The sequence below is a fragment of the Agrobacterium sp. SORGH_AS 787 genome, from assembly GCF_030819035.1.
Lineage (GTDB): Bacteria > Pseudomonadota > Alphaproteobacteria > Rhizobiales > Rhizobiaceae > Agrobacterium > Agrobacterium larrymoorei_B.
On the sequence record NZ_JAUTBG010000002.1, the window covers coordinates 2,264,861 to 2,287,845 of the forward strand.

Annotated in this window: 20 protein-coding genes, 2 pseudogenes and 1 other annotated feature; of the genes and pseudogenes, 12 read left to right on the plus strand and 10 right to left on the minus strand. The window is 56.8% G+C overall.

The window, feature by feature from the left end; translation table 11 throughout:
• Positions 1–64: 64 nt before the first annotated feature.
• Positions 65–1,441 (plus strand): 3-deoxy-7-phosphoheptulonate synthase class II, encoded by a 1,377-nt coding sequence (locus tag QE435_RS20260; protein WP_130979659.1) that lies wholly within the window; start codon positions 65–67, stop codon positions 1,439–1,441.
• Positions 1,442–1,509: 68 nt separating this feature from the next.
• Here QE435_RS20260 and QE435_RS20265 read toward each other — a convergent pair whose 3' ends face one another.
• The 6 genes and pseudogenes from QE435_RS20265 to phaC all read right to left on the minus strand — a co-directional run bounded on the left by QE435_RS20265 (position 1,510) and on the right by phaC (position 8,164).
• The gene (locus QE435_RS20265; RefSeq protein ID WP_349042463.1) at positions 1,510–3,240 is read right to left on the minus strand and encodes a TadG family pilus assembly protein; all 1,731 of its coding nucleotides are present in this window, start codon (positions 3,238–3,240) and stop codon (positions 1,510–1,512) included.
• Between the two features lies 1 nt (position 3,241).
• Positions 3,242–3,664 carry a TadE/TadG family type IV pilus assembly protein gene (locus tag QE435_RS20270; RefSeq protein WP_349042464.1) on the minus strand — a complete coding sequence of 141 codons (423 nt, stop codon included), beginning with the start codon at positions 3,662–3,664 and terminating at the stop codon, positions 3,242–3,244.
• Between the two features lie 184 nt (positions 3,665–3,848).
• Positions 3,849–4,514, minus strand: a pseudogene (gene radC, locus QE435_RS20275) (DNA repair protein RadC); the annotation flags it as partial.
• A 183-nt stretch (positions 4,515–4,697) separates the two neighbouring features.
• Positions 4,698–5,528, minus strand: coding sequence for a type I methionyl aminopeptidase (gene map, locus QE435_RS20280; RefSeq protein ID WP_349042465.1), 831 nt, complete (start codon positions 5,526–5,528; stop codon positions 4,698–4,700).
• Positions 5,529–5,560: 32 nt separating this feature from the next.
• Positions 5,561–6,280, minus strand: a complete 720-nt coding sequence (gene sfsA, locus QE435_RS20285) for a DNA/RNA nuclease SfsA (RefSeq protein ID WP_349042466.1) — start codon at positions 6,278–6,280, stop codon at positions 5,561–5,563.
• A 27-nt stretch (positions 6,281–6,307) separates the two neighbouring features.
• Positions 6,308–8,164, minus strand: a complete 1,857-nt coding sequence (phaC, locus tag QE435_RS20290; protein WP_349042467.1) for a class I poly(R)-hydroxyalkanoic acid synthase — start codon at positions 8,162–8,164, stop codon at positions 6,308–6,310.
• A gap of 181 nt (positions 8,165–8,345) precedes the next feature.
• Between phaC and QE435_RS20295 the strand changes: the two genes are divergently transcribed.
• Positions 8,346–8,687 (plus strand): hypothetical protein, encoded by a 342-nt coding sequence (locus tag QE435_RS20295; protein WP_245495350.1) that lies wholly within the window; start codon positions 8,346–8,348, stop codon positions 8,685–8,687.
• A gap of 79 nt (positions 8,688–8,766) precedes the next feature.
• Here the strand turns inward: QE435_RS20295 and QE435_RS20300 are convergent, their stop codons facing one another.
• Both QE435_RS20300 and fnrN read right to left on the minus strand, forming a co-directional pair.
• Positions 8,767–10,254, minus strand: a complete 1,488-nt coding sequence (locus QE435_RS20300) for a SulP family inorganic anion transporter (protein WP_349042468.1) — start codon at positions 10,252–10,254, stop codon at positions 8,767–8,769.
• Positions 10,255–10,329: 75 nt separating this feature from the next.
• Positions 10,330–10,385: a sequence feature (sul1 is cis-regulatory element that is thought to sense ions involved in sulfur or methionine metabolism; They are found in Alphaproteobacteria), on the minus strand.
• Between the two features lie 348 nt (positions 10,386–10,733).
• On the minus strand, positions 10,734–11,459 hold the full coding sequence (gene fnrN / locus QE435_RS20305; protein ID WP_306932488.1) for a transcriptional regulator FnrN: 726 nt from the start codon (positions 11,457–11,459) through the stop codon (positions 10,734–10,736).
• Between the two features lie 199 nt (positions 11,460–11,658).
• On the opposite strand from fnrN, the gene hemN reads away from it, so the two are divergent.
• The 8 genes and pseudogenes from hemN (at position 11,659) to QE435_RS20345 (ending at position 19,834) form a co-directional block, all read left to right on the plus strand.
• Positions 11,659–13,008, plus strand: coding sequence for an oxygen-independent coproporphyrinogen III oxidase (hemN, locus tag QE435_RS20310; protein ID WP_349042469.1), 1,350 nt, complete (start codon positions 11,659–11,661; stop codon positions 13,006–13,008).
• Positions 13,009–13,140: 132 nt separating this feature from the next.
• Positions 13,141–13,419 (plus strand): acyl carrier protein, encoded by a 279-nt coding sequence (locus QE435_RS20315; protein ID WP_027675812.1) that lies wholly within the window; start codon positions 13,141–13,143, stop codon positions 13,417–13,419.
• A gap of 151 nt (positions 13,420–13,570) precedes the next feature.
• Positions 13,571–14,050 carry a 3-hydroxyacyl-ACP dehydratase FabZ family protein gene (locus QE435_RS20320; protein ID WP_306932502.1) on the plus strand — a complete coding sequence of 160 codons (480 nt, stop codon included), beginning with the start codon at positions 13,571–13,573 and terminating at the stop codon, positions 14,048–14,050.
• A gap of 178 nt (positions 14,051–14,228) precedes the next feature.
• Positions 14,229–15,426: pseudogene (locus QE435_RS20325) on the plus strand (beta-ketoacyl-ACP synthase).
• A 12-nt stretch (positions 15,427–15,438) separates the two neighbouring features.
• The gene (locus tag QE435_RS20330; RefSeq protein ID WP_349042470.1) at positions 15,439–16,725 is read left to right on the plus strand and encodes a beta-ketoacyl-ACP synthase; all 1,287 of its coding nucleotides are present in this window, start codon (positions 15,439–15,441) and stop codon (positions 16,723–16,725) included.
• A gap of 137 nt (positions 16,726–16,862) precedes the next feature.
• The gene (locus QE435_RS20335; RefSeq protein ID WP_309770971.1) at positions 16,863–17,891 is read left to right on the plus strand and encodes a zinc-binding dehydrogenase; all 1,029 of its coding nucleotides are present in this window, start codon (positions 16,863–16,865) and stop codon (positions 17,889–17,891) included.
• Positions 17,892–17,894: 3 nt separating this feature from the next.
• Positions 17,895–18,836, plus strand: coding sequence for a lipid A biosynthesis lauroyl acyltransferase (locus QE435_RS20340; protein ID WP_349042471.1), 942 nt, complete (start codon positions 17,895–17,897; stop codon positions 18,834–18,836).
• Positions 18,837–19,132: 296 nt separating this feature from the next.
• A complete protein-coding gene (locus tag QE435_RS20345; RefSeq protein ID WP_309770972.1) occupies positions 19,133–19,834 on the plus strand; it encodes a hypothetical protein in 702 nt (233 codons plus the stop codon).
• Positions 19,835–19,897: 63 nt separating this feature from the next.
• Here QE435_RS20345 and QE435_RS20350 read toward each other — a convergent pair whose 3' ends face one another.
• Positions 19,898–20,296 carry a hypothetical protein gene (locus tag QE435_RS20350; protein WP_349042472.1) on the minus strand — a complete coding sequence of 133 codons (399 nt, stop codon included), beginning with the start codon at positions 20,294–20,296 and terminating at the stop codon, positions 19,898–19,900.
• Between QE435_RS20350 and QE435_RS20355 the strand changes: the two genes are divergently transcribed.
• Positions 20,261–20,740, plus strand: a complete 480-nt coding sequence (locus QE435_RS20355) for a PAS domain-containing protein (RefSeq protein ID WP_306932520.1) — start codon at positions 20,261–20,263, stop codon at positions 20,738–20,740. The two genes, QE435_RS20350 and QE435_RS20355, sit on opposite strands and share 36 nt — an antisense overlap.
• 34 nt (positions 20,741–20,774) lie before the next feature.
• Here the strand turns inward: QE435_RS20355 and QE435_RS20360 are convergent, their stop codons facing one another.
• Positions 20,775–21,578, minus strand: coding sequence for a TSUP family transporter (locus QE435_RS20360; RefSeq protein ID WP_349042473.1), 804 nt, complete (start codon positions 21,576–21,578; stop codon positions 20,775–20,777).
• A 177-nt stretch (positions 21,579–21,755) separates the two neighbouring features.
• On the opposite strand from QE435_RS20360, the gene QE435_RS20365 reads away from it, so the two are divergent.
• Positions 21,756–22,715, plus strand: a complete 960-nt coding sequence (locus tag QE435_RS20365; protein ID WP_349042474.1) for a nucleoside hydrolase — start codon at positions 21,756–21,758, stop codon at positions 22,713–22,715.
• Positions 22,716–22,985: the final 270 nt, after the last annotated feature.

Consider the following 22,985-nt stretch of genomic DNA (forward strand, 5'->3'; position numbering starts at 1 on the left):
CCGCTCAATTTTTAAAGGTGCGGACGCCCGCGCAATTTTTCGGGCGGGGAGACAGGTGAGTAGAATGGCACAGAATTGGACGCCCGGTAGCTGGAGACAGAAGCCCATCCAGCAGGTTCCACAATATCCGGACGCTGCTGCGCTTGCAGCAACGGAAGCCCAGCTTGCAAGCTATCCTCCTCTGGTTTTTGCCGGTGAGGCGCGCCGCCTGAAGAAGCAGCTTGCGAGCGTTGCCGAAGGCGAAGCCTTCCTCCTGCAGGGTGGCGATTGCGCGGAAAGCTTCCTGGAGCATGGCGCAGACAATATCCGTGACTTCTTCCGCGCCTTCCTGCAGATGGCCGTAGTCCTGACCTATGGCGCGCAGTTGCCCGTCGTCAAGGTTGGCCGCATTGCCGGCCAGTTCGCCAAGCCGCGCTCGTCCAACATCGAAGCGCAAAATGGCGTAGAACTTCCGTCTTACCGTGGTGACATCATCAACGGTATCGAGTTCAACGAAGCCTCGCGCATTCCCAACCCGGAGCGCCAGCTGGACGCCTACCGTCAGTCGGCTGCAACACTGAACTTGCTTCGCGCTTTCGCCATGGGTGGCTATGCCAATCTGGAGAACGTGCATCAGTGGATGCTCGGCTTCGTCAAGGATTCCCCGCAGGCCGATCGCTACCGCAAGCTTGCCGGTCGTATCTCCGAAACGATGGACTTCATGAAGGCGATCGGCATCAGCGCCGATAACAATCCGAGCCTCCGTGAAACGGATTTCTTCACCAGCCATGAAGCGCTGCTTCTCGGCTATGAAGAAGCATTGACCCGTATCGACTCCACATCGGGCGATTGGTACGCGACCTCCGGCCACATGCTGTGGATCGGTGACCGCACGCGCCAGCTCGACCACGCGCATGTGGAATATTTCCGCGGCATCAAGAACCCGATCGGTTTGAAGTGCGGCCCGTCGCTCCAGCCGGACAATTTGATCCAGCTGATCGACGCGCTGAACCCCGCCAACGAAGCAGGACGCCTGACGCTGATTTGCCGCTTTGGTCATGACAAGGTCGCCGACCATCTGCCGAAGCTGATCCGCGCTGTCGAGAAGGAAGGCCGTAAGGTCATCTGGTCCTGCGACCCGATGCACGGCAACACCATCACGCTCAACCACTACAAGACGCGTCCATTCGAGCGCATTCTGTCGGAAGTGGAAAGCTTCTTCCAGATCCACCGCGCCGAAGGCACGCATCCGGGCGGCATCCACATCGAGATGACCGGCAAGGACGTGACGGAATGCACCGGTGGTGCGCGCGCCGTGACAGCAGATTCGCTGTCCGACCGCTACCATACGCACTGCGATCCGCGCCTCAACGCCGACCAGGCTCTGGAACTGGCCTTCCTCCTGTCCGAGCGCATGAAGAGCGGTCGCGACGAAAAGCGCTTGGCCGTCGCCAACGCTTGAGCGAACTGAGGCTTAGATGTGATGAGGCCGCCGGAGCGATCCGGCGGCTTTCTTGTTTTGAGCAGGGATCACTGAACCAGCACAGGCTGCATGCAGCGCAGATCCGTCACCCGCACATCCGCTTCGCCAATCTTAACGCCCAGGACCAGTAGGGTATTGTAGAGAAGCTCATCAATGGGTTTTGTCGCAGCGCTCAACGTATCGGCAAGCGCTGCCTGGAGAACCGTGGGTGAGCCAATCGTCAGGAACAGCACGTTGATATCGAGATCAAGCTTCTTCAGAAGCGAGGTGACGAGCGAAGTGGTGACATCCTTCGTCGATACCTGCTTGATCCTGCCGAGCTGGATTTCCGATTGATAGAATGTCAGTCGGCTCTTCGTCAGATTGCCGCTGTTGATCTGCGCCATGCCGTTGATCTTGACCACGGCAGAATCGACGATCGACGCTTTGGTGACACGTGGTGTGCGGCCGAAATTGTTGAATGCACTGGTGTCGACATTGCCGAGCGAAATCTCAGCAAGACCCGGCACCACATCGATATCGACCGCGCCGTTGCCGGGCGTCATACACCGGATATCGGCAAGCCGTGCTTCTGCGTTGGCCACTTCGACATAAAGAGGGACGTGAATCTGTAGACCGAGAAGCGCCTTCAACCCAACGACCGACGTATCGATGGCAAGGCGTGTCTGTGCCGTTCGAACGACCGTGCCGGATGCGCCAACGGCCAGTGGGGGCGTGCTGACAGGAGGTTCGCCCACTGCCAGCGTGATCTTGGTTGCCGCAAGCCCTGTAACGGACGCGCCCGCATTGATCGCAATCTGTTGGCTTCGGTTGCCTGCAACCGCTGCCGCTGAGACCAGATCGAAGACACCCGCCGTGACCTTGAGGTTTTCGCTGTTGCCGACCATCGAGTCCAGAAACGGACCGAGGTTGACGATCTTCTCAAGAGGGAGGCTGATACTGCTTTTGTTGGCCGTCCGTTCCAGCGTTTTGACCGCTGCCGCCACAGATGGCGACAGGCCGGTTGTGCGGCCAAGCGCGCTGAGAAACTGACTGACGGTGACATCAGTCGCCAACACCTCCCGATAAGTGCCAGCCTGTAGACCGAGATCGACAGCAAGGACGTCGATGACCTTCAACAGATTGACGTCGGCGCTGACGAGCGCCTGATAATCCATCAGTTTGAGACTGACAGACGAGCCCAAGAGCCCGCTGAGGAGCGCGTTGAGGATGCCTTCATTAAGTGACACCAGACGCGATCCCACGGAGAAGGCCGCTATACGCTGTGCTGCCGCCGTTCCAACTGCGGAAACCTTCGGTGGCGTGGTGAAACTCGATGCGAAAAAGAGCGTTCCTCGTTCAACGATCTCGACCTTCACCGCATTGAGCGGTGTGGCGTTGGCAACGAACCGCTGACCGACATCGGTATTTGGATCGGGTACATAGCGGCCCTTGGTGATTTCGGCGTAGCCGTCCATGCCAGGGACTTCGCCGTTGATGTCGAGGGGGACTATCCCTGTATCGGTCAACACGCCCTCGGGGATCTTGACGCCGAGCTTTTTGCCGTTGAGCTTGAAGTGCTGCAACACCGCCTGTTCCGGATTGGGAGCACCTGCAGCAGAAATGGCGGCAAGGTCGGCGGTCTGTTGAAGCTCCCGCTTTTGCAATGTCAGCGCCCCATAATCCACACCGAGGGCCAGAATGCCGGCAAAGAGTGGCGCGGTAAGCCCGGCCATGATGGCGATGTTGCCGGATGTGTTTTTCCAAAATCGCGACTGCGGAAATCCTGCTTTTCTCATGTCAAACTCCTCCGATCCGGATTGTCGAGAAACGCTTGATGGTCTTTTCCGGAAGGGCGTAGGAGTAGAGGCTCCAGATCGGCAGCTCTGTGGCATCGTACTCGACCGTAACGGTGAACTGATTGCTATTGCTGAGATCGCTTCCGACCGTTACATGGAAATAGCGCTTGTCCATGAAGGCGTAGCTAAGGGCGCTTCTGGACACGAAGTCCTTGGCCAGCGCCTCACGTTCGTTGTTGTTCAGTCCGGCAACTGCGGTTCTGGCGGCATCCGCCGCCACCTGCTGCACGGAATAGGCGGTCATCAGGTAGATGCCGTAAGCGATCATGGTCAGTAGGACCAGCAGAAATATGGGGGCAATAATCGCAAATTCGACGGCAGATGAGCCCGCACGATTACGAAGCATTCTTGCCATAAGTGCCATGGCATCCTCCGATACGCTTGATGCTTTATATCTTTGGAGATGCTAGTATGGAGGAGTTGTTTTTTTCTTAATGGCAAAGCTTTGGGTTGTGTACCACTTTGGGATGGTACCAACATACCTTCACAAATAGCGAGCGGATAAGTAATACTTATCCGCAATAACAATCGAACATTTTCTACAGTCTTCAGATCAGCCGCAGGCCTTTTAAGCTCACATGCCCGTCCTTGCCGATGATGATATGATCATGCACGACAATCCCAAGCGGCTTTGCCGTATCAACGATGGTCCTCGTCATATCGATATCGGCCTTGGACGGTGTCGGGTCTCCACTGGGATGATTGTGGACCAGGATAATGGCTGTCGACGAGAGTTCGAGGGCGCGCCGCACCAGTTCACGCGGATAGACCGGGGTGTGGTCCACGGTGCCATGCCCCTGGACCTCGTCGGCAATCAACACGTTGCGCTTATCGAGAAACAGGATCCTGAACTGCTCTCGCGTTTCGTAGGCCATGGCAGCATGGCAGTAATCGATGACCGAAGACCACGAACCGAGCACCTGCTTGTTGCGGATTTCGCTTTTCAGCATCCGTTGCGAGACGGAAGCGACGAGTTTCAGATCCAGTGCCACAGCTTCTCCGACGCCACTCACTTCCTGCAGAAGCGATAGCGGCGCGCCGAGCACGCCGCCAAGTGTTCCAAAGCGGGCGATCAGCGCCTTGGCGATAGGCTTGGTATCGCGGCGCGGAATGAGCCTGAAGAGCAAAAGCTCAAGGAGTTCGTAGTCCGCGAGCGCCACGTCGCCAATATCACGATATTTTGCCCGCAATCTTTCCCGGTGACCATGGTAGTGGGGGACCTCTGCGCTGTCTTTTGTCTTCGCCTTGGTCGGGTGAGGTGGAGGTGTTGTTTCGCCGGGAACGACGAGGTCTATCGGACTGCCAAACAGGTCGCTCGCCCGGGATGTTTCGCCAAATGCTGATGTTTTTCCGGTATCGGGCGAGGGACCTTTGGCCATCTGGCGATAATTCTCCTCTTAGAGCGGCGGCAGGCCGGGCCGGTGGAGGCCGCCCGGCGACAGGGTGAAGACCTCGCAGCCCGTCGCGGTGACGCCGACGGCGTGTTCATATTGCGCGGAGAGCGATCTGTCGCGAGTCACCGCCGTCCATCCATCCGAGAGAACCTTCACATGCGGCTTGCCGAGGTTGATCATCGGCTCGATGGTGAAGATCATGCCCTCACGAATTTCCGGACCATCGCTTTCCTTGCCGTAATGCAGAATGTTCGGCGTATCATGGAAGAGACGCCCGACGCCGTGGCCGCAGAAATCCGTCACGACGGAGCAGCGCTCCGATTCCGCGTAAGCCTGGATCGCAGCACCGATGGCGCCGGTTCGCACGCCGGGTTTCACCGCAGCGATGCCGCGCATCAGGCATTCGTAGGTGACTTCGAGCAGGCGCTCGGCAGACCGCTTGATCTGTCCAACCGGATACATGCGGCTCGAATCGCCATACCAGCCGTCGAGGAGATAGGTCACGTCGATATTGACGATATCGCCTTCACGAAGCGGCTTGTCGTCAGGAATGCCGTGGCAAACGACATGGTTGATCGAGGTGCAGACGGATTTGGTATAGCCGCGATAATTCAGCGTCGCGGGCAGGGCGCCATGATCGGCTCCGAATTCGAAGACGAAGCGATCGATTGCGTTGGTCGTGATCCCTGGCTTGACCATATCGGCGAGCGCATCGAGGCAGCGCGCCGTTAGCTGACTTGCCTTGCGCATGCCCTCAAAATCTTCGGAGTTATAGAGGCGGATAACGCCCGTATTCTTCATGGGGGCCGATGCCGCGTCGATATAGGTGACCATACTATCGCTTTCTGTCTTACTTTCACCTGCGTTCATAAATCAGCAGGGTGCCAGTCGTCTATTGCAACCATCCGGTTCGCGACGATTTCCGTCGCCGAAACCTCGCAACGGATGGCATAGGCTTCTACGCCACGCTTTATCGCACGCTGAAACGCAACGGCGTAGACCGGATCGAGATCGGAGCAGATGCGCATCCGATGGCAATCGGCGCGCTGGATCAGATAGAGCATCACAGCGCGATAACCGGCTTCTGACGCGTCGCCCAGTTCTTCGAGATGTTTGGCGCCCCGCTTCGTCGCCGTGTCCGGAAACTCTGCAAGTCCGGCCTCGCGCATGAAATGCACGTTCTTGACCTCGATATAGGCATCCGGTCTTCCAGACGCCGAAAGCAGGAAATCGATGCGGGAATTGACGCCATATCGCTGCTCGCGCTTCAAGACATTGTAGCCACGTAGCGAGGGGATCCTATCCGAAAGAATAGCCTCCTCTGCCAGCCGGTTCGGCATTCCTGTGTTGATGCCAACGATCGTTCCATCCGCCTCGACCATTTCCAGCATGTGGCGATATTTACGCGTCGGGCTGTCATGCTCGGAAAGCCAGATGCGCGAACCCGGCGTCGTCAGCCCACGCATAGAACCCGTATTGGGGCAGGATCCGGTGATCCCTGTTCCGTTGTCCAGAACGGCATCGAAAAGGAAGCGTTTATAACGAGAGACGAGCGTGGCGGGCACGAGGGGAGAATCGAAGCGCATGGCGCGAGTGTCTTCGCATCGCCCTGGTCATTCAAGAACATAGGTGCCTGGCGCGTCGCAAAGCGGAGTGAGCGTGCCATCTCCCGGAATGCGCGCCCCGACCTTTTCTCCGCTCTGTGCCTCAAGCCAGTTCTGCCAATGCGGCCACCAGGATCCGGTATGAACACTGCTTTTCTGCTGCCATTGTTTAAAATCACCGACGGGTGACGTTCCGGTCCAGTATTGATATTTGCCAGCATCGGGCGGGTTGACCACGCCTGCTATATGGCCCGAACCACCCAGCACGAACTCGACCGATCCACCGAACGGCTTTGCGCCCTCGAAGACTGATTTCGCCGGAGCGATATGGTCGTCGCGCGTGGCAAGATCATAGATCGGGATGGTGACATCCTTTAGGTTCAGTACCTTGCCATCCGCCACCATCCGTCCTTCGGCCAGATTGTTTTCCAAATAGCAATTGCGCAGATAGAAGGAATGCACGGCGGCTGCGACGCGGGTGGAATCGGAGTTCCAATAGAGGAGGTCAAAGGGAGGCGGCTGGGTGCCGCGCAGATAGTTGTCGACCATATAGGGCCAGATCAGATCGGATGCGCGAAGCATATTGAAGACGCTCGCCATGATCGCGCCATCGAGGTATCCGACCGCCTTCATATGGGCATCGAGCGCAGCCAGCTGCGGCTCGTCGATAAAGATCTTCAGATCGCCCGCATGGGTAAAGTCGGTCTGCGCCGCAAGCAGCGTGGCAGTGCGGATGCGATGATCGTTCTTCTGCGCATGCAGGGCGAGGGTGGCAGCCAGAAGCGTGCCGCCAATGCAGTAGCCCACCGCATTGACCTCCTGTTCCCCCGTCGCCTCTTCGATTGTGCCAAGCGCAAAATCGATGCCCTCCCGAATGTAGTCGTCCCACCCTTTTTCAGCGTGACGTACATCCGGATTGACCCAGGAGATCATGAAGACGCTGTGGCCCTGATCGACGCACCATTTGACGAAAGATTTCCGGGCGTTGAGATCGAGAATGTAGAATTTATTGATCCATGGCGGGATGATGAGAAGAGGGCGCTTGAACACCTTTTCCGTCGAAGGGGCATACTGGATGATCTCGCAAAGATCGCTTCGCGCAATCACCTTGCCTGGAGAAACGGCGATGTTCTGGCCGATCACGAACTGGTTATAGTCGGTCTGGCGAAGCCTTAAATGCCCCTTGCCAGCCGCCATATCTTCCGCCAACTGGGCCATTCCTTTGACGAGGTTGGCTCCACTCGTGGCAACCGTTTCGCGAAACACCTGGGGATTGGTGAAGGCAAAGTTGGCTGGAGACATCGCTTCCGTCACCTGCCGCATATAGAAGCGTGCCTTTTCCCGGGTCCGCTCGTCCAGCCCGTCAGCCTCTGTCACCATTTTCTCCGCCCAGTCGGCGGTAGCGAAATAGACCTTCTGCAGAAAGTCGAAAAACGGGTTTGCCTGCCAGTCGTTGTCGGCGAAGCGTTTATGGCCGCTTTTGGCTCCGGCCTGTGGTTTTTTCTCTCCAGCTTTCCCCTGCTGTTCGGATAGTCGCAGGAGCGATTCTTGCCAGATCTCGAAGTAGTTCGACAAAAGGTGGGTCTGCGCCTCGACGGAGCGCTGCGGCTCGGCCATCCAATATTCCGCCACATCGGACAGCGTCTGGAAGACATCGCTCATCGGGCTCGTGCTGGTCGGCGGAATCTCGCCGCGCTCTCTGGGTGCCAGCCACTCTGAAGCAGCCTTGCCGAGATTTTCCACAGCTCTGGCGATGTTCATGGCGAAGGCCTGCGGATCGCGAAGAATATAGGCATCGGCAGATTTGGGATCGAAACTGAACCCTTTGTCCTCAGGATCGTTGGGTCCGCCTCCAATGCCGGCCATACGTTCTCCTCCGCGGCGATTTTTGTATTTGCACATTCTGTACGAAAACGAATACAAGTTCCAGCAACATGGACGCTGGCAAATTGCGTTCGACAAGCGACAGATAGCTTACAGGTGGGGCAGGATAATGGGCAAGCATTCGGGAAGCGTAAAAACAGCATCTGTGCTGTTGGTTTGCGGCTTGGTCCTTCCTCTGGCTGCCTGCACCACGCCGAAGCCTATCGTCAATCCGGCTCATATGGAGCGGCCCAAGGCGCAGATCGTCGGTCCGCAGCCAGTCAGCAGTGGCCCGTTGCAGAAGCGCGACACCGGTAATTTCCCGACCTTCGCCAAGCCTATGACGGCTGCCATGCCGCAGATGGAAGAGAACGAAGCCTCGACCATGGAGCAGAACCTGACCGCACTCGGCGCTGCCCGCCGCCGCGGCCAGATCACTGAGGCGGAGTATAAGCGTCGCGTTGCGGAGCTTCGCGCGCTCGCAGAGCAACAGCAGCCGACGTCAACGCCCGCTGCCTCACAGTAAGCGAACGAAACCGACATTCATCGTCACATCTGCACAGAGGTGAAAAGGGCCGCTGCATTGCCGCGGCCCCTATTTTTTGTCAATGCAGGGAAGCACTCGCCGCCAGCCGTTCTTGTCTGTCGTGAAGCGCGAACCTGTCGACCATATCGGCGCTGGCCTTGTTGAAGCCCGTGACCACAACCTCGACGCCAGCATTGCGGTACTTCAAGACGACCTTATCCAAGGCACCGACTGCAGTGATGTCCCAGAGATGGGCGGCGGAAACATTGATGACAATCTTGTCCGCCTGCTCGGCAAAATCGAAGGCATGGATGAAGTTTTCTGCCGAGGCAAAGAAGATCTGGCCTTCGACGACATAGCTGACCGTCCTCGTACTCGCATCGTCGCTCCGCGTGACGCGGAAGAGCTTGGAGACCTTGCCGGCAAAGAAAATGCCAGACAGCAGGACGCCGACGATAACGCCTTTGGCGAGATCGTGCGTTGCCACCACGGTCACGACCGTTGCCAGCATGACGACGGAGGATGATAGCGGGTTGCGTCTCAGCTCGAGGATCGAGCGCCAGGAAAAGGTCCCGACCGACACCATGATCATTACCGCGACGAGTGCTGCCATCGGAATGATGCGAACAAGGTCGCCCAGCACAACGATGAGGAAAAGCAAAAACGCGCCAGCGACAAAGGTCGAGAGCCGCCCGCGTCCCCCGGAAGTCACATTGATCACCGACTGGCCGATCATCGCGCATCCACCCATGCCGCCGATCAAGGCGGAGGCGATGTTGCCCGCGCCCTGGCCAACGCATTCCTGGCTCTTGTTGCTTGGCGTATCCGTCATGTCGTCGACGATTTGAGCCGTAAGGAGGGACTCAAGAAGACCGACGGCTGCGAGCGTGATGGAATAAGGGAAGATGATCTGCAGCGTCTCCCATGTCAGCGGGACTTGCGGAATCATTAGCACTGGAAAGCTCGATGGCAGCTCGCCGAGGTCGCCCACAGTGCGAAGCTCCATCCCCGTCCACCATGCAATCGCAGTCAGCACGGCAATGGCAACGAGCGGCGAGGGGATCGCCTTCGTGACGTAGGGAAAGAGATAGATGATGGCGAGGCCCGCCGCGATCATCACATAGGTCAATGCAGGAACGCCAATCAGTTCAGGCAACTGCGCCATGAAGATGAGGATGGCGAGCGCATTGACGAAGCCGGTAATGACCGAGCGTGAGACGAAGCGCATAACGCGTCCGACCTTCAGCCAGCCTGCCACGATCTGGATGAGACCCATCAGGATCGTTGCTGCGAAAAGATATTGAAGTCCGTGCTCTTTGACGAGCGAGACCATCACCACGGCTGTCGCAGCCGTAGCAGCGGAAATCATGCCGGGACGCCCGCCGACAAAGGCTGCGACACAGGCAATCGCAAAAGAAGCGTAGAGCCCGACTTTGGGATCGACACCGGCAATAACGGAAAAACCGATCGCTTCCGGAATCAGCGCAAGCGCGACGACGATGCCGGAGAGCACGTCTCCGCGAATATTGGAGAACCACTCCTGACGGTAGTGTGAGAAAGTTTGCATAGATGAGTTACCACAGTTGATGCAACGGGCCGAGCAGAACTCGGTCCTCAAAAGACGAAACAGGTTGCGTTGCTGTGTTGTCTGGCGGATCGGCGGCCAGAAGAGCCACCCGGATTTTCACCGGGTCCATGTGGATGAGTGTTCTATAGTCGAGAAGTCGCTATGTCGCAACCGGCACTGTTTTGCTGAGCATCGAAGCGCCATTGATCTGTCTTAACGGATCCTCACCGGGATACGGCGCTTTTGACGCATCTTTCCAACCTGGCGATAACCGATTTTCTTAAACGAAAAGAGTATCTTATCATCTATAACTTGTCTCCAGGGAGGCCACTTGATGGCAGACGCTGGGGAGCGTGATGATGAAGTGCTTTTTTGTAGTTTTGATCCTGACCGGAGCGGTTTTTACACCCGCAGAGGCAAAGGCGCCCTATATGTTCGGCGCATCGCTGACGCACTTGCACTGGGACAAGTAGGTTAGCTCAGTCGTTGCCAGCGGCGTCGTTTAGAGCGTCGAGATCGGGTACGGTGATATGCCGGTTGTTCTCGATCCGAATGATGCCCTCTTTCTTCAGCTTGGTCATCTGACGGCTGACGGTCTCGATGGTCAGACCCAGAAAATCGGCAATGTCCGCGCGTGATAATGGCAGGTCGAAGCAAGACGCATCGCCCTTTTCAGGGTCGATATGCGTCGCGATCAGATACAGAAAGCTTGCAACCTTTTCCTGTGCGGATTTACGACCAAGCGTCAGCATCCAGTCCCGCGCTTCGTCCAGTTCCTTCAATGACTGCCCGTGAAGCTTGCGCTCCATGTTCGGCACTTCGCTGATCATCCGGTCCACGATGCGACGCGGAAACAGGCAGATCTCCACATCCGTCGCTGCCTCGGCTGTCATATTGCTTTCAGCATTGAAAGGACGCCCTAGAAAATCGGGAGCGAATTGCAGGCCGACGATCTGCTGGCGACCGTCAGACATCATCTTCGACAACTTGATGACGCCACTGAGGATGTTGGCGTAGTAGGGCACGAGTTCGCCTTGCCCGAGCAATTCATGACCGGTCTCGAACGTCTTGCGGCTGGACTGGCGGTTGATCTCCAGGAGCTGCGCTGGAGTGAGCACACCGCAAAGGCCGCCATGGCGCGCCTCGCAGGAGCGGCACACCACGGGCATCTCTGAATTGTGGATAGTTCTCCGCAGCGTGTCCATCGCATCACGTCCAAGTCGAACGGGTCCGACCGCATGTGCGATCTCAAAAGTTCCCGTTACCTCAAGCCCCGAAGCAAATGTCCCCACACCGCCTCTGATCAATTTGTTTATTAGCTAATTTGATCGAAGTCAAAGTTGCAAACTGTCGCAGTCTGTATCCCTAAGTCGCAGAATTGATACATGTCAGGACGTGATCGCTATGACGGAGCATTTGTTGAAGAAATATTCCGCGGCCGTTCCCCGCTACACCAGCTATCCGACAGCGCCGCACTTCCATGAGGGCATAGGAGCTGGCGAATATTCGTCCTGGCTGCGGGCTCTTGATTCGCATAATCGCCTGTCGCTCTACATCCATATTCCCTATTGTGATCGGCTCTGTTGGTTCTGTGCCTGTCACACCAAACACACGCTCCGTTATGAGCCGATAGCCATCTATCTAAGAGCGCTCCACAAGGAGATCGAAGCAGTTGGCGGGCTTGTTGCGCGCGAGACCAAGGTGAAGGCCGTGCATTTCGGAGGCGGATCGCCAACGATCGTCAGGCCGGAAGACCTGACTGCTCTGATGGGCTCCCTGCGTTCGGCATTCTCTTTTTCCGATGACGTGGAAATAAGCGTGGAGATGGACCCGAATGATCTTGATGAGGGACGTTACGATGCCCTGGCTGCAATCGGGATGACGCGGGCAAGCCTCGGCGTACAGGACTTTGATCCTAACGTGCAGAAGACAATCAACCGCATACAGAGCTTTGAGCAGACGAAATCCGTGGTCGATGCGGTGAGGGCGAGAGGCGTCCTCTCCGTCAATTGCGATGTGCTCTACGGCCTCCCGTATCAAACGCTAGAGACGATGCGCGATACCGTCGACAAGATCATCTCTCTAAACCCGGATCGCGTCGCTCTCTTTGGTTACGCGCATGTGCCATGGATGAAGAAACACCAGACGATGATACCGCAAGAGGCGCTGCCGGATGCGGTCGCGCGCTACAGGCAGATGAAGACCGCAGCAGAGATGTTAGTGGAAGCGGGCTACCAGCCGGTCGGTATCGATCATTTTGCAAAGCCTGGAGATAGCCTGGCAAGGGCTGTGAAAGAGGGAGAGCTTCGCCGTAATTTTCAAGGCTATACCGATGACGGCGCCGACGCCCTGATTGGGCTTGGCGCATCCTCCATAGGCAAGTTTCCGCAAGGCTATGTGCAGAACACGGTTGCAACCGGCGAATATGAGCGGATGACTGAAGCCGATGGTCTCTGCACGGCCCGTGGTATCGCGCTTTCTGCGCAGGACCGGGTGAGGGCCTTCGTGATTGAAAGGATCATGTGCGATTTCGCGCTCGATCTTTCGGCGCTCAGTGCGCTTTATGGTCCTGCCTCGCTTCCGGCCGTCGAAGAAGCCCGGCAATTTGCGGAGAGTGACCGAGATGGACTTGTCCGTCTTGAGGCCGGCCATTTTACTTTGACGGAGACAGGCAAGCCGTTTGCTCGCAGCATTGCCGCAAACTTTGACACCTATCTCTCCAATGGCCGGGGACGTCATTCTCTGGCCGTTTGACTGTAGGTCGTGCGCAACACACATCGCGCAAAATGACGGATCGATCACGAAAGCATTGGCTTTTTGATGCAACTTCCCTATGTGGTGCGTCTGAAGAGACCTTTATAATTAAGAACACAAAGGATTACGGGCGTGACAGCTACATTCGATAAGGTTGCCGACATCATCGCTGACACCAGCGAAATTGATCGCGAAACCATTACGCCGGAAAGCCATACGATCGACGACCTCGGCATCGACAGCCTCGACTTCCTCGATATCGTTTTCGCCATCGACAAGGAATTCGGCATCAAGATCCCGCTCGAGCAGTGGACGCAGGAAGTCAACGAAGGCAAGGTTTCGACCGAAGAATACTTCGTTCTGAAGAATCTTTGCGCCAAAATCGACGAGTTGAAGGCCGCCAAGGGCTGAACGTCTTCTTTTGCTTAGGCTATTTCCGTTTCACGGACCCTGCCTTGGGCTTTGAGACTATATTCGATCCTCGGGAGATATGCCCGAGGATCTTTTGCCCATGAGACACTGTCTCGGGGCGAAGCTAGCTGGCTCATTCCATGGACAAGACATGCTTCTCGAATATTTCCAGATGGTGGACCGAATCGAGTCTATCGACAGATCAGCCCGCATCTTGAAGGCACGTTCGGTCGTGCCGGATAAGAGTCCCGTCTTCGAGGGCCATTTTCCGGGCATGCCGCTGGTTCCAGGGGTGTTGTTGATCGAAACCATGGCGCAGACCTCCGGCATGCTGGTTCTTGCCATGAGTGATTTTGCCGCGATGCCTTTCCTGATGTCGGTCGATAGTGCCAAGATGCGCACCTTCGTGGAGCCCAATGCCGAACTGGATATCGAAGCCTATCTCGAGCATGACGGATCCGGCTTTGCCGTCACCAAGGCAAAGATCACATCGGGCGGAAAAAAGGTCTGCGACGCACAGCTGAAGCTTCGCACCATGCCTTTTTCCGAGATTCCGCTTGCGCCGATCGTGAAGAAGCGCGCCGAGGAAGTGGGTCTGATGGCGGCCATTGCTGCCGATACCTCCGCCTGATCGAAAAGCGCTTTGCTTCGCGTTTAAATGCTGAAAAGTCATGCAAGGCCGAGGTCATTTTGCCTTCGCCATTGCAAAGCCGCATCGCGCGCATTATTCCGCATGGCAAGTGCGGCGTCCCTGCCGCTTATGAGGCTGGCCCGAGATTGCGTCTCGGAAAAGCGACGAAGGATCACGGATGATGAAGTCTGACAATGATGTGGTGATTACCGGGGTCGGTATCGTGACCTGTCATGGTGTCGGTAAAGATGCCCATATTGCGCTGCTTTCCAGCACCACGACGCCTGAGGCGATCGTCGAGACGGAAAAATTTGCGCCTTATCCCATCCATCCGCTGCCGGAGATCGACTGGTCCGCGCAAATCGGGCGCAAGGATCAGCGCCAGATGGAAAACTGGCAGCGCCTCGGTGTGTTTGCCGCCGGTCTTGCGCTGGACGATGCTGGCCTGAAGGAAGACGCAGAAGCCTCCGGCACAATGGACATGATCGTCGCAGCCGGTGGCGGCGAACGCGACATCAATGTCGATACGCTGATTGTGGATGAAGGCCTCAAGCGCAACGACCGCGAAGTCATGCTCAACGAGAAACTGACGACAGAGCTTCGCCCGACGCTGTTTCTCGCGCAGCTTTCGAACTTGATGGCTGGCAATATTTCGATCGTGCATAAGGTCACCGGCTCCTCACGTACCTTCATGGGTGAAGAGGGCGCAGGGATCTCTGCCGTTGAGACCGCTTTCTATCGCATCCGCTCCGGCGAATCGAGCCACGCGCTCGTCGGCGGTGCATTCGCGGCCGAACGTCCCGATATGACTTTGCTGTTTGAAGCCATTGGTGCGCATGCTCAAGGTGGCTGGCAGCCGCTTTGGTCGCGAACGGGAGGCGAGGGCGGTGGCATGATCACCGGATCCGTCGGCGCTTTCCTTGTGCTTGAATCGCGCAAGCGTGCACAGGCGCGTGGCGCCAAGATCTACGCCCGGATCGACGCGATCGAAGGCGATCGTGGCAACCGCGACGACGGCAAGCTTGAAAAGCGTCTGGAGCGACTGCTTGCACCTGCCAAGGATGCGGCTGAAACCATCGTGCTTTTCTGGCGCCAGCGGCTACGACGGCCTGACATCTCGCGAAAAGGATGTTCTCGAAAAGACCCTGCCACATGCTGCCATTCGTGGCTTCGGTGGTGTCACCGGTCACGGACTTGAGGCACAGTTTCCGCTGGGGCTCGCACTGGCCGCACTTGCGCTTGAAAGCGGCGCAAAAGTCCCGCCTTTTGATAGCGCGGCAGAAAAGCCGATGGCATCTGCCGCGACGGAAGCGGTCGTTACCACGGTTGGCCATGTGCGCGGCGAAGGTGTCGCCGTTCTTTCCAGAGACGCTTGAGGAGTTAAGACCATGGCATCCAGCAATTTCAGGGATCACCTTGGCCGCCCCATCGTTGCCGTCACCGGCATGGGCATCATCACCTCCTTGGGGCAGGGATTGACGGATAACTGGGCGGCTTTGACCTCCGGTAAATCCGGCATCCACAAGATCACACGTTTTCCGACCGACAATCTCTCCACCAAGATTTGCGGAACGGTCGACTTCATCGATATCCCGGCACCGAATTCCGTCGAGCGGTCCTTTGCCTTTGCTCGCGAGACCACCATCGAAGCGCTGGCGCAGGCAGGACTTTCCGGCGATTTCAACGGCCCGCTGTTTCTGGCGGCTCCGCCTATCGAGCCGGAATGGAGCGCCCGTTTCGAGCTTGCCGACCGGTCTCCGCCTGCGGCAAAGCCGGGTGACGCCTATGATCGCTTCATGGCGGCTCTCCGTCAGCGCCCCGCCCCCGCCTTTCAGGAAGCCGCTCTTTTCGGCGCGATCTCCGAGCGTCTGTCCGATCAGTTCGGCACGCGCGGTCTCCCGGTCACGCTCTCGACCGCTTGCGCCTCCGGTGCAACAGCCATTCAGCTTGGTGTCGAAGCCATTCGCCAAGGTCGCACCGATCGTGCGCTGACGGTTGCCACAGACGGTTCGGTGAGCGCCGAAGCGCTCATCCGCTTCTCGCTTTTGTCTGCCTTGTCGACACAGAACGATCCGCCGGAAAAGGCGTCCAAGCCGTTCAGCAAGGACCGCGATGGTTTCGTGATTGCCGAAGGTGCAGCGACGCTTGTTCTGGAATCGCTGGAAGCGGCGGTCGCTCGTGGTGCGAAGGTTCTCGGCATCATCAAGGGTGCCGGCGAGAAAGCTGACAGCTTCCACCGCACGCGCTCGTCGCCCGACGGCGGACCGGCGATTGCTACGATCCGTGCAGCACTTGCCGATGCCGGCTTCTCCGAAAGCGATATCGGCTATGTCAATGCGCATGGTACGTCGACACCGGAAAACGACAAGATGGAGTACAGTTCCATGCTTGCGGTGTTTGGCGAAGGCCTGAAGTCGATCCCTGTCTCTTCCAACAAATCGATGATCGGCCATACGCTGACGGCAGCAGGTGCAGTTGAAGCCGTCTTCTCGCTGCAAACCATGCTGACCGGCACGCTGCCACCGACCATCAACTACAACAATCCGGATCCGACGATTGCGCTGGATGTGGTGCCGAATGTGAAGCGTGATGCTCAGGTCAGCGCCGTGCTATCCAACTCCTTCGGCTTCGGTGGGCAGAATGCAAGCCTTGTTATGACACGGGAACCGGCTTAATCCGTTCCCCAGTGCATCTACCTCGAAGGCGGTTGATGCAATTGTAAATGAAGGAGAGCCGTCTTTGCGGGTCCATTCGGACGAGCGACGCTCTCGAACGAAAACGCTTTAACGCCTTCGGGCGAAGGACTTCTATTATGCGCGCTCTTCAACTCGTCGACGACCGTAAGCTCGAGAAAGTGGATCTGCCTGAGCCGGAAGCGCCGGCACCGGGTGAGGTTACGCTGCGCGTCAAGGCGGTCGCACTGAACCACATCGACGTTTGGGGCTGGCGCGGCATGGCCTTTGCCAAGCGCAAGATGCCGCTCACGATCGGTGCCGAAGCCTCGGGCGTGGTGGAAGCGATTGGCCCGGGCGTCTCCAACGTTCTTCCGGGCGACTTGGTCTCCATCTATGGCGCGCGTATCTGCGGTCGTTGTCACCACTGCGTTGCCGGTCGTGATAACCTTTGCGAAAATGTCGGCGGCGTTCATGGTTTCCACCTCGATGGCTTCGCCCAGGAAAAGATCAACATTCCGGCTCGCCAGCTTGTCCTCGCCCCGCCGGGCGTCGATGCCGTGGCAGCCGCGCTCGCACCTGTAACGTTCGGCACTGTCGAGCACATGCTGTTCGACAATGCGAAGCTTCAGCCTGGTGAAACCATCCTCGTTCATGCCGGTGGTTCCGGTATCGGCACGGCGGCCATTCAGCTGGCAAAGAAGATGGGCTGCACGGTCATCACCACGGTGGGTTCGGACGATAAGATCGAGCGCGCCAAGGCGCTGGGCGCCGATCACGTGATTAATTATCGGGTGGATCGATTCGAAGGCGTCGTGCGCAAGCTGACCAAGAAGAAGGGTGTCGATGTCGTCTTCGAGCATGTCGGTAAGGATACCTGGGCAGGTTCCATGTTCTCGCTGAAGCGTGGCGGCCGTCTCGTCACCTGCGGCTCGACGTCGGGCGTCTCGACCGAAATCAACCTAATGATGCTCTTTCAGCAGCAACTGAAGCTGCTTGGCTCCTTTGGCTGCCGCATGCAGAACATGGCCGATGCCATGCAGAAAATGGCACGCGGGCTTGTACATCCTGTCATCGATACCGAAGTAACCTTCGACGATATCGACAAGGCTCTGGAACGCATGGAGACCCGTCAGGTCTTCGGTAAGATCGTTCTGCGGATGGATTGATCAGTGAAGCTTTTTGTAACGCGCATTGTTCTGGCGCTTGAGAACTTTCGCCAGTGGCTGAACGCGACCATCGCGTTTGGCTTTCTGAACATGCTGAAATTGTTGCCGGCTGATCCAGCCATTCACTTTGCCGATCGCATCGCGCGTAAACTTGGGCCCAAGACGCCGCGTCATAAGCTGATGCTTTTCAACCTCGCTCGCGCCTATCCGGAAAAGACCGAGGAAGAGCGTCTGGACATCGCGCTGGATAGCTGGGGAAACATGGGGCGTCTCGCCGCCGAATATGTTTTCCTCGACCGCCTGTTCGATTACGATCCCAAGCAGACAAAGCCCGGGCGAATCGAGGTTGTCGGCATCGACAACTTTCTCGAGCTACGCGACAATCCACGTCCATTCATCGTTTTTACGGCACATACCGGAAATTTTGAGCTTCTGCCTGTGGCAGGATCCGCCTTCGGCCTTGATGTGACGGTTCTCTTCCGTCCGCCGAACAATCCTTACGTGGCGGAGAAAATCTTCAATTTCCGCAAGGAGCGCATGGGCAAGCTCGTTCCCTCGCATGCAGGCTCGTCCTTCGCGTTAGCCCGGCAGCTGGAGCGGGGGGCAGGTGTCGGCGTCCTGGTGGATCAGAAGTTCCGCAAAGGTCTTCTGACCAAGTTCTTTGGACACAATGTTCAAACCAATCCGTTGCTCGCGAAGCTGGTCCGGCAGTTCGGCTGCGACGTCTATCCGGCGAGATGTATTCGCCTCCCGGACAATCGCTACCGCCTGGAAATCGAACCGAAGGTCGAGATACCGCTGAACGAGAAGGGCAGTGTCGATATCCAGAAGACCGCGCAGCTTTTGAACGACAAAGTTGAGAGCTGGGTTCGCGAGTATCCCGGTCAGTGGTTGTGGTACCACGACCGTTGGCACATCAAGGACCAGGTCAAGACGGACAATTGAAGTCGAGAAGCTCCTTTTCCACAACGTTGGTTTATAGATGGGGTATTGTTAAACCACACTCGATTAAGGAGGTTGACGTAACGCAATGATTTAGTCAGCCTGTTGCGAGACAAGACCGTGTTTATTCTTCCTTACTATTTCTCGGATTTGTAATAACGAAGCCGATTGTGATATGAGTGAATGTGCTGGTGTGGTTATATTGCAACTCCTTAACTCATGCTTTACGGGCACATCGTGCAGATTGTCGCCAGTGAGCCGGGAGAGGATTAGGCAACTGTAATGCCTGCGTCTGGGGAGTGTTTGGGTTGAAAAGAAAAATCGAATTGTTCTGGCAGCGTTATGCGGAGCTGAAAAGCGCAGTTATTCGCAATGAAGCGCCCAAGGTTGCCGCCCTCGATAAAGAGCTCGACACTCTGCTCGACAGTATTATCGGCAGAAAGAACGCCTCCTCTGCGGAAATTCTTGAACAGTTCCGCTTTGCCATCGACCTTCTGAATGAGGAGGCAGAGGATATCGGTTGCGTTCAGCGTAATGCCGACGTTTTGCGCAGGCTTGTCGATCGCTATATCGGCGCTGGACTGCCGCGCGATGGAAGTGCTCCGGATGGCGATGATGCGCCTTGGAGCCCCTATATCATATTGGATGAAGACCGGCTGGAAGACCTGGACGATCGTGTCGTCGTCGTTTCCACCGGCTACCGCATCAACTACACGAACTCCGCCAATGCTGCTTCGCTCCACTCGGATCGTAGTGAGATCATTGGCAAGCATATTGCCGAACTCGTTGGGATCCACCACTTCCAACTGGCATTTCGCGAGAAGCTCGACGCGTGCTTCAAGGGCGAGGCTGAGAAATACACCTATGCCGAAGACGCACTCGGTCATACCGTGGTCAAGTCCTTCGAAATGTCTCCATGCTATTCACCTTCTTACAAACTCGTTGGCGCCATCGTGGTGGTCAAAGAGTTGGAAGATCGCCGCACACGCGTGGTAGCGTAAGTAGGCGAATTAAGTTTTTATCTGGCGCTTCGCAGTCTAACTGCGCGTTTCATCACCCCACTACTATAAATCGTATATTGACGAGAGCGTTACGGTGAGTACTGCTGTACCGTAATTCTGCGGCTCATTCATCGTGTGGCCGGGAAAATGTTTCCGGATTTTTCGCACTAAGCGTGGGTAGACACTGTGCTCCAGGATTTTTTTCAAGCTTTTGCGATCAAAAGCCTTCAGCTGCGGCAGGCCATCAATCAAAGCGAGGATGGGCTTGTCCAGTCGTTTGACAGAGAGCTTCAAGCGATCGTCGACGACATCCTGGCTTACAAGGCGTCTAGCCGGGACGAACTCCATCGGCAATTCGAGTTTCTCTGCATGCTGGTTCGACAAGAAGCCGACGACAGGCTTGCGGTTGTGCGCAGGATCGTGACGATGTCCGGGCTGATCGACCGATATTTCCGCGATCATTCAGATCCGTATGATGTGGATTTCTCTCCTGCGATCGCGCGGCCAGCCAAGGCCATAGCACCAGCCTATTATGAGCAGCCGCTTTTCAACGAAGCAATCCTTGATAGTCTTGACGATAACATCATCGTCGTCACACACGATTACCGCTACCTCTATACCAATCATGCCTATGCGAAATCGAAGAACCGGGCGCGCTTATCGCTGATCGGCTGCCACGTCACCGAGTTCATTGGTGAAGATGGATTCTACTTGCAGGCAAAACCCGCACTCGATCGGTGCTTTGCAGGTGAGAAGGTCGGTTACATTCATCATACTCACCGCGACGGGCAGCGATTTGCCACTCGCTGCCGGATGACGCCCCTGCGCGCCTCCACCAATCACGTCATGGGCGCGGTGGTGGTGTTGAGCGATATTGAGGAGATGGCGACACTGGAATGTGGTTGAGAGCGGGGGTCTAAGGTCTCGCTTTATGTCTTAGTCACACGCCGCTGAGCTTGCCGATGATCCAGCCAAGCGAGTAGGGCGCATTGGTATCGAGAATGAGCCTTGCCGCCATGGCAAGGCAGGACATCACCAGTAGCGGGCGAATAATCTTCGCGCCATTCTTCATCGCCAATCTGGAGCCGATCTGCGCGCCAAGAAACTGCCCAAAACCCATCACAAGTCCAAGTTTCCAGAGAATTGCACCATTCAGCGTGAATACCAAGAAGCCGCCGAAATTCGAGCCGAGGTTCAAGAGTTTCGTATGGGCGGTCGCCTTCAGCATGCCGAAGCCGGCAAGAGCGACGAATGACAGCATATAGAAGGAACCGGCTCCTGGACCGAAAATGCCATCGTAAAAACCAATCACTGTAACCACTGTCAGACCGAAGACGAACGGCGTTATCCGGCGTTGGCTGTCAATGTCGCTGAGGTTCGGCTTGAAAGCGAAATAGATCGCGATGGCGATGAGCAAGAAAGGCATGATTGCCCTGAGAATGTCGGCCGGAACGAAGGATGCGGTGAACGCGCCAGCCATTCCCCCGATGAGGGCCATCAACGCCATCGGAAATTGTTCTCTGAGATTGACGTGGCCTTTGCGCGCATAGGCGATGGTCGCCGAAGCGGAGCCGAACTGAGCCTGCAACTTGTTGGTCCCCAGCGCCTCCAGCGGCGGTATGCCCATGATCAACATGGCCGGCAGCACGATCAACCCTCCGCCTCCAGCAATCGAATCGACGAAGCCGGCGAAGACGGCGACAAAGAACAGTATGATGAAAAGCTGGAGAGCGACGTCTTGCACTGGGGAGGCATCCGGAGGGTTTTGCTGGCCGCTTGTGGCACCGAATGCCGCATCCCGCAACCGCTTTTGCAGACAGGGCCAATGGAGGAATGGAAAAGATTGCGCAGCACGCCTGGCAGGTTATTGTGCGCCGAACGCTGCATTGAAGCTGGCAGCTATATTTGAATGAGGACAGGCATGCATAAAGTAATTTTCGACACGGATCCGGGCATTGACGATGCAATGGCGTTGCTTTTTCTGCACCGTCACCCCGATATCGATCTCATCGGGGTCACCACTGTCTTTGGCAACGCGCCGATCGAGATTACGACCCGCAATGCGCAGTTCCTCAAGCAGCAATGGATGATTGACGCCCCTGTAGCGAAGGGTGCTGGCAAGACATTCGATCCCTCGCGTCCGGACGGCCATTTCCCTACCTTCATTCACGGCGATGATGGGCTTGGCAATATCGGTGTGCCTGAAACGGTTGACGTGCCGCTCGATCCGCGCACGGCCCATCATTTCATCATCGATACCGTCAAGGCCAATCCCGGTGAGGTAACGCTGATTGCCGTGGGTCGTATGACCAATTTGGCGCTGGCCCTTAAGACCGATCCCGATTTCGCTGCCCTGGTGAAAGAGGTGATCATCATGGGTGGTGCCTTCGATATCAACGGCAATGTCAGCCCCGCTGCAGAAGCGAATATTCACGGCGATCCGGAGGCAGCAGATCTTGTCTTCACCGCACCCTGGCCCGTGACCGTGATCGGTCTGGACGTCACGACGAAAACGGTCATGACCTCAGGCTTCCTGGCGGAAATGGTGAAGGAAAATGGTGCGGCCGTGCAACTGCTGTCCGACCTCTCGCAGTTCTACATCAGTTTCTACAATATGCGCACGGGTGACGGCATGGTCGTCCATGATTCTTGCGCCTGCGTTTATCTGACGAACCCTGAACTTTTCGAAACACGAAGCGGCGCGATCCGCGTCGTGTGCGGCGGTCTTGCAGACGGTCAGACGATCCAAAAGCCGGACGGCATTACCTTCCCACCAGGCGATTGGGACGGTCATCCAAGCCAGAAAATTTGCACCAGGATCGAACCGGATCGTGTGCTTTCGGTCATTCGCTCTGCAATTGTGCGTGGTGAACGTGGCTGATTGAGTTGAGCCGTCGGTCGAATGGCGGCTTTGCCTTGCATTTTACAAGAATCTGGCGTTATGCAGGCACCAGTGGCGCAAGCCGTGTGCTGCGCCCTGGACTTCGCGACAAATGTCCCGGCAACGCACCGGTCACCGCATGGCGTTGCGGGAAAACCAATTCGTGTTTTCCAACGCTTGCGCTACAATGAACAGCACAGGTCCGATTTGTTCGTGTCGGCTTATGTTTCAAACCAAAAAACGAACGCTACTGTGGACCGGACAATCCGG

What these genes read in the sequence shown, in the direction of transcription:
- QE435_RS20300 (WP_349042468.1), bottom strand. Translation starts at nt 10,254, where the DNA reads ATGCAAACTTTCTCACACTACCGTCAGGAGTGGTTCTCCAATATTCGC.
- sfsA (WP_349042466.1), bottom strand. Translation starts at nt 6,280, where the DNA reads ATGCGCTTCGATTCTCCCCTCGTGCCCGCCACGCTCGTCTCTCGTTAT.
- QE435_RS20320 (WP_306932502.1), top strand. Translation starts at nt 13,571, where the DNA reads ATGCTTCTCGAATATTTCCAGATGGTGGACCGAATCGAGTCTATCGAC.
- fnrN (WP_306932488.1), bottom strand. Translation starts at nt 11,459, where the DNA reads ATGGACACGCTGCGGAGAACTATCCACAATTCAGAGATGCCCGTGGTG.
- QE435_RS20265 (WP_349042463.1), bottom strand. Translation starts at nt 3,240, where the DNA reads ATGAGAAAAGCAGGATTTCCGCAGTCGCGATTTTGGAAAAACACATCC.
- hemN (WP_349042469.1), top strand. Translation starts at nt 11,659, where the DNA reads ATGACGGAGCATTTGTTGAAGAAATATTCCGCGGCCGTTCCCCGCTAC.
- map (WP_349042465.1), bottom strand. Translation starts at nt 5,528, where the DNA reads ATGGTCACCTATATCGACGCGGCATCGGCCCCCATGAAGAATACGGGC.
- phaC (WP_349042467.1), bottom strand. Translation starts at nt 8,164, where the DNA reads ATGGCCGGCATTGGAGGCGGACCCAACGATCCTGAGGACAAAGGGTTC.
- QE435_RS20355 (WP_306932520.1), top strand. Translation starts at nt 20,261, where the DNA reads ATGTCCGGGCTGATCGACCGATATTTCCGCGATCATTCAGATCCGTAT.
- QE435_RS20335 (WP_309770971.1), top strand. Translation starts at nt 16,863, where the DNA reads ATGCGCGCTCTTCAACTCGTCGACGACCGTAAGCTCGAGAAAGTGGAT.
- QE435_RS20330 (WP_349042470.1), top strand. Translation starts at nt 15,439, where the DNA reads ATGGCATCCAGCAATTTCAGGGATCACCTTGGCCGCCCCATCGTTGCC.
- QE435_RS20270 (WP_349042464.1), bottom strand. Translation starts at nt 3,664, where the DNA reads ATGGCACTTATGGCAAGAATGCTTCGTAATCGTGCGGGCTCATCTGCC.
- QE435_RS20365 (WP_349042474.1), top strand. Translation starts at nt 21,756, where the DNA reads ATGCATAAAGTAATTTTCGACACGGATCCGGGCATTGACGATGCAATG.
- QE435_RS20260 (WP_130979659.1), top strand. Translation starts at nt 65, where the DNA reads ATGGCACAGAATTGGACGCCCGGTAGCTGGAGACAGAAGCCCATCCAG.
- QE435_RS20350 (WP_349042472.1), bottom strand. Translation starts at nt 20,296, where the DNA reads ATGATCGCGGAAATATCGGTCGATCAGCCCGGACATCGTCACGATCCT.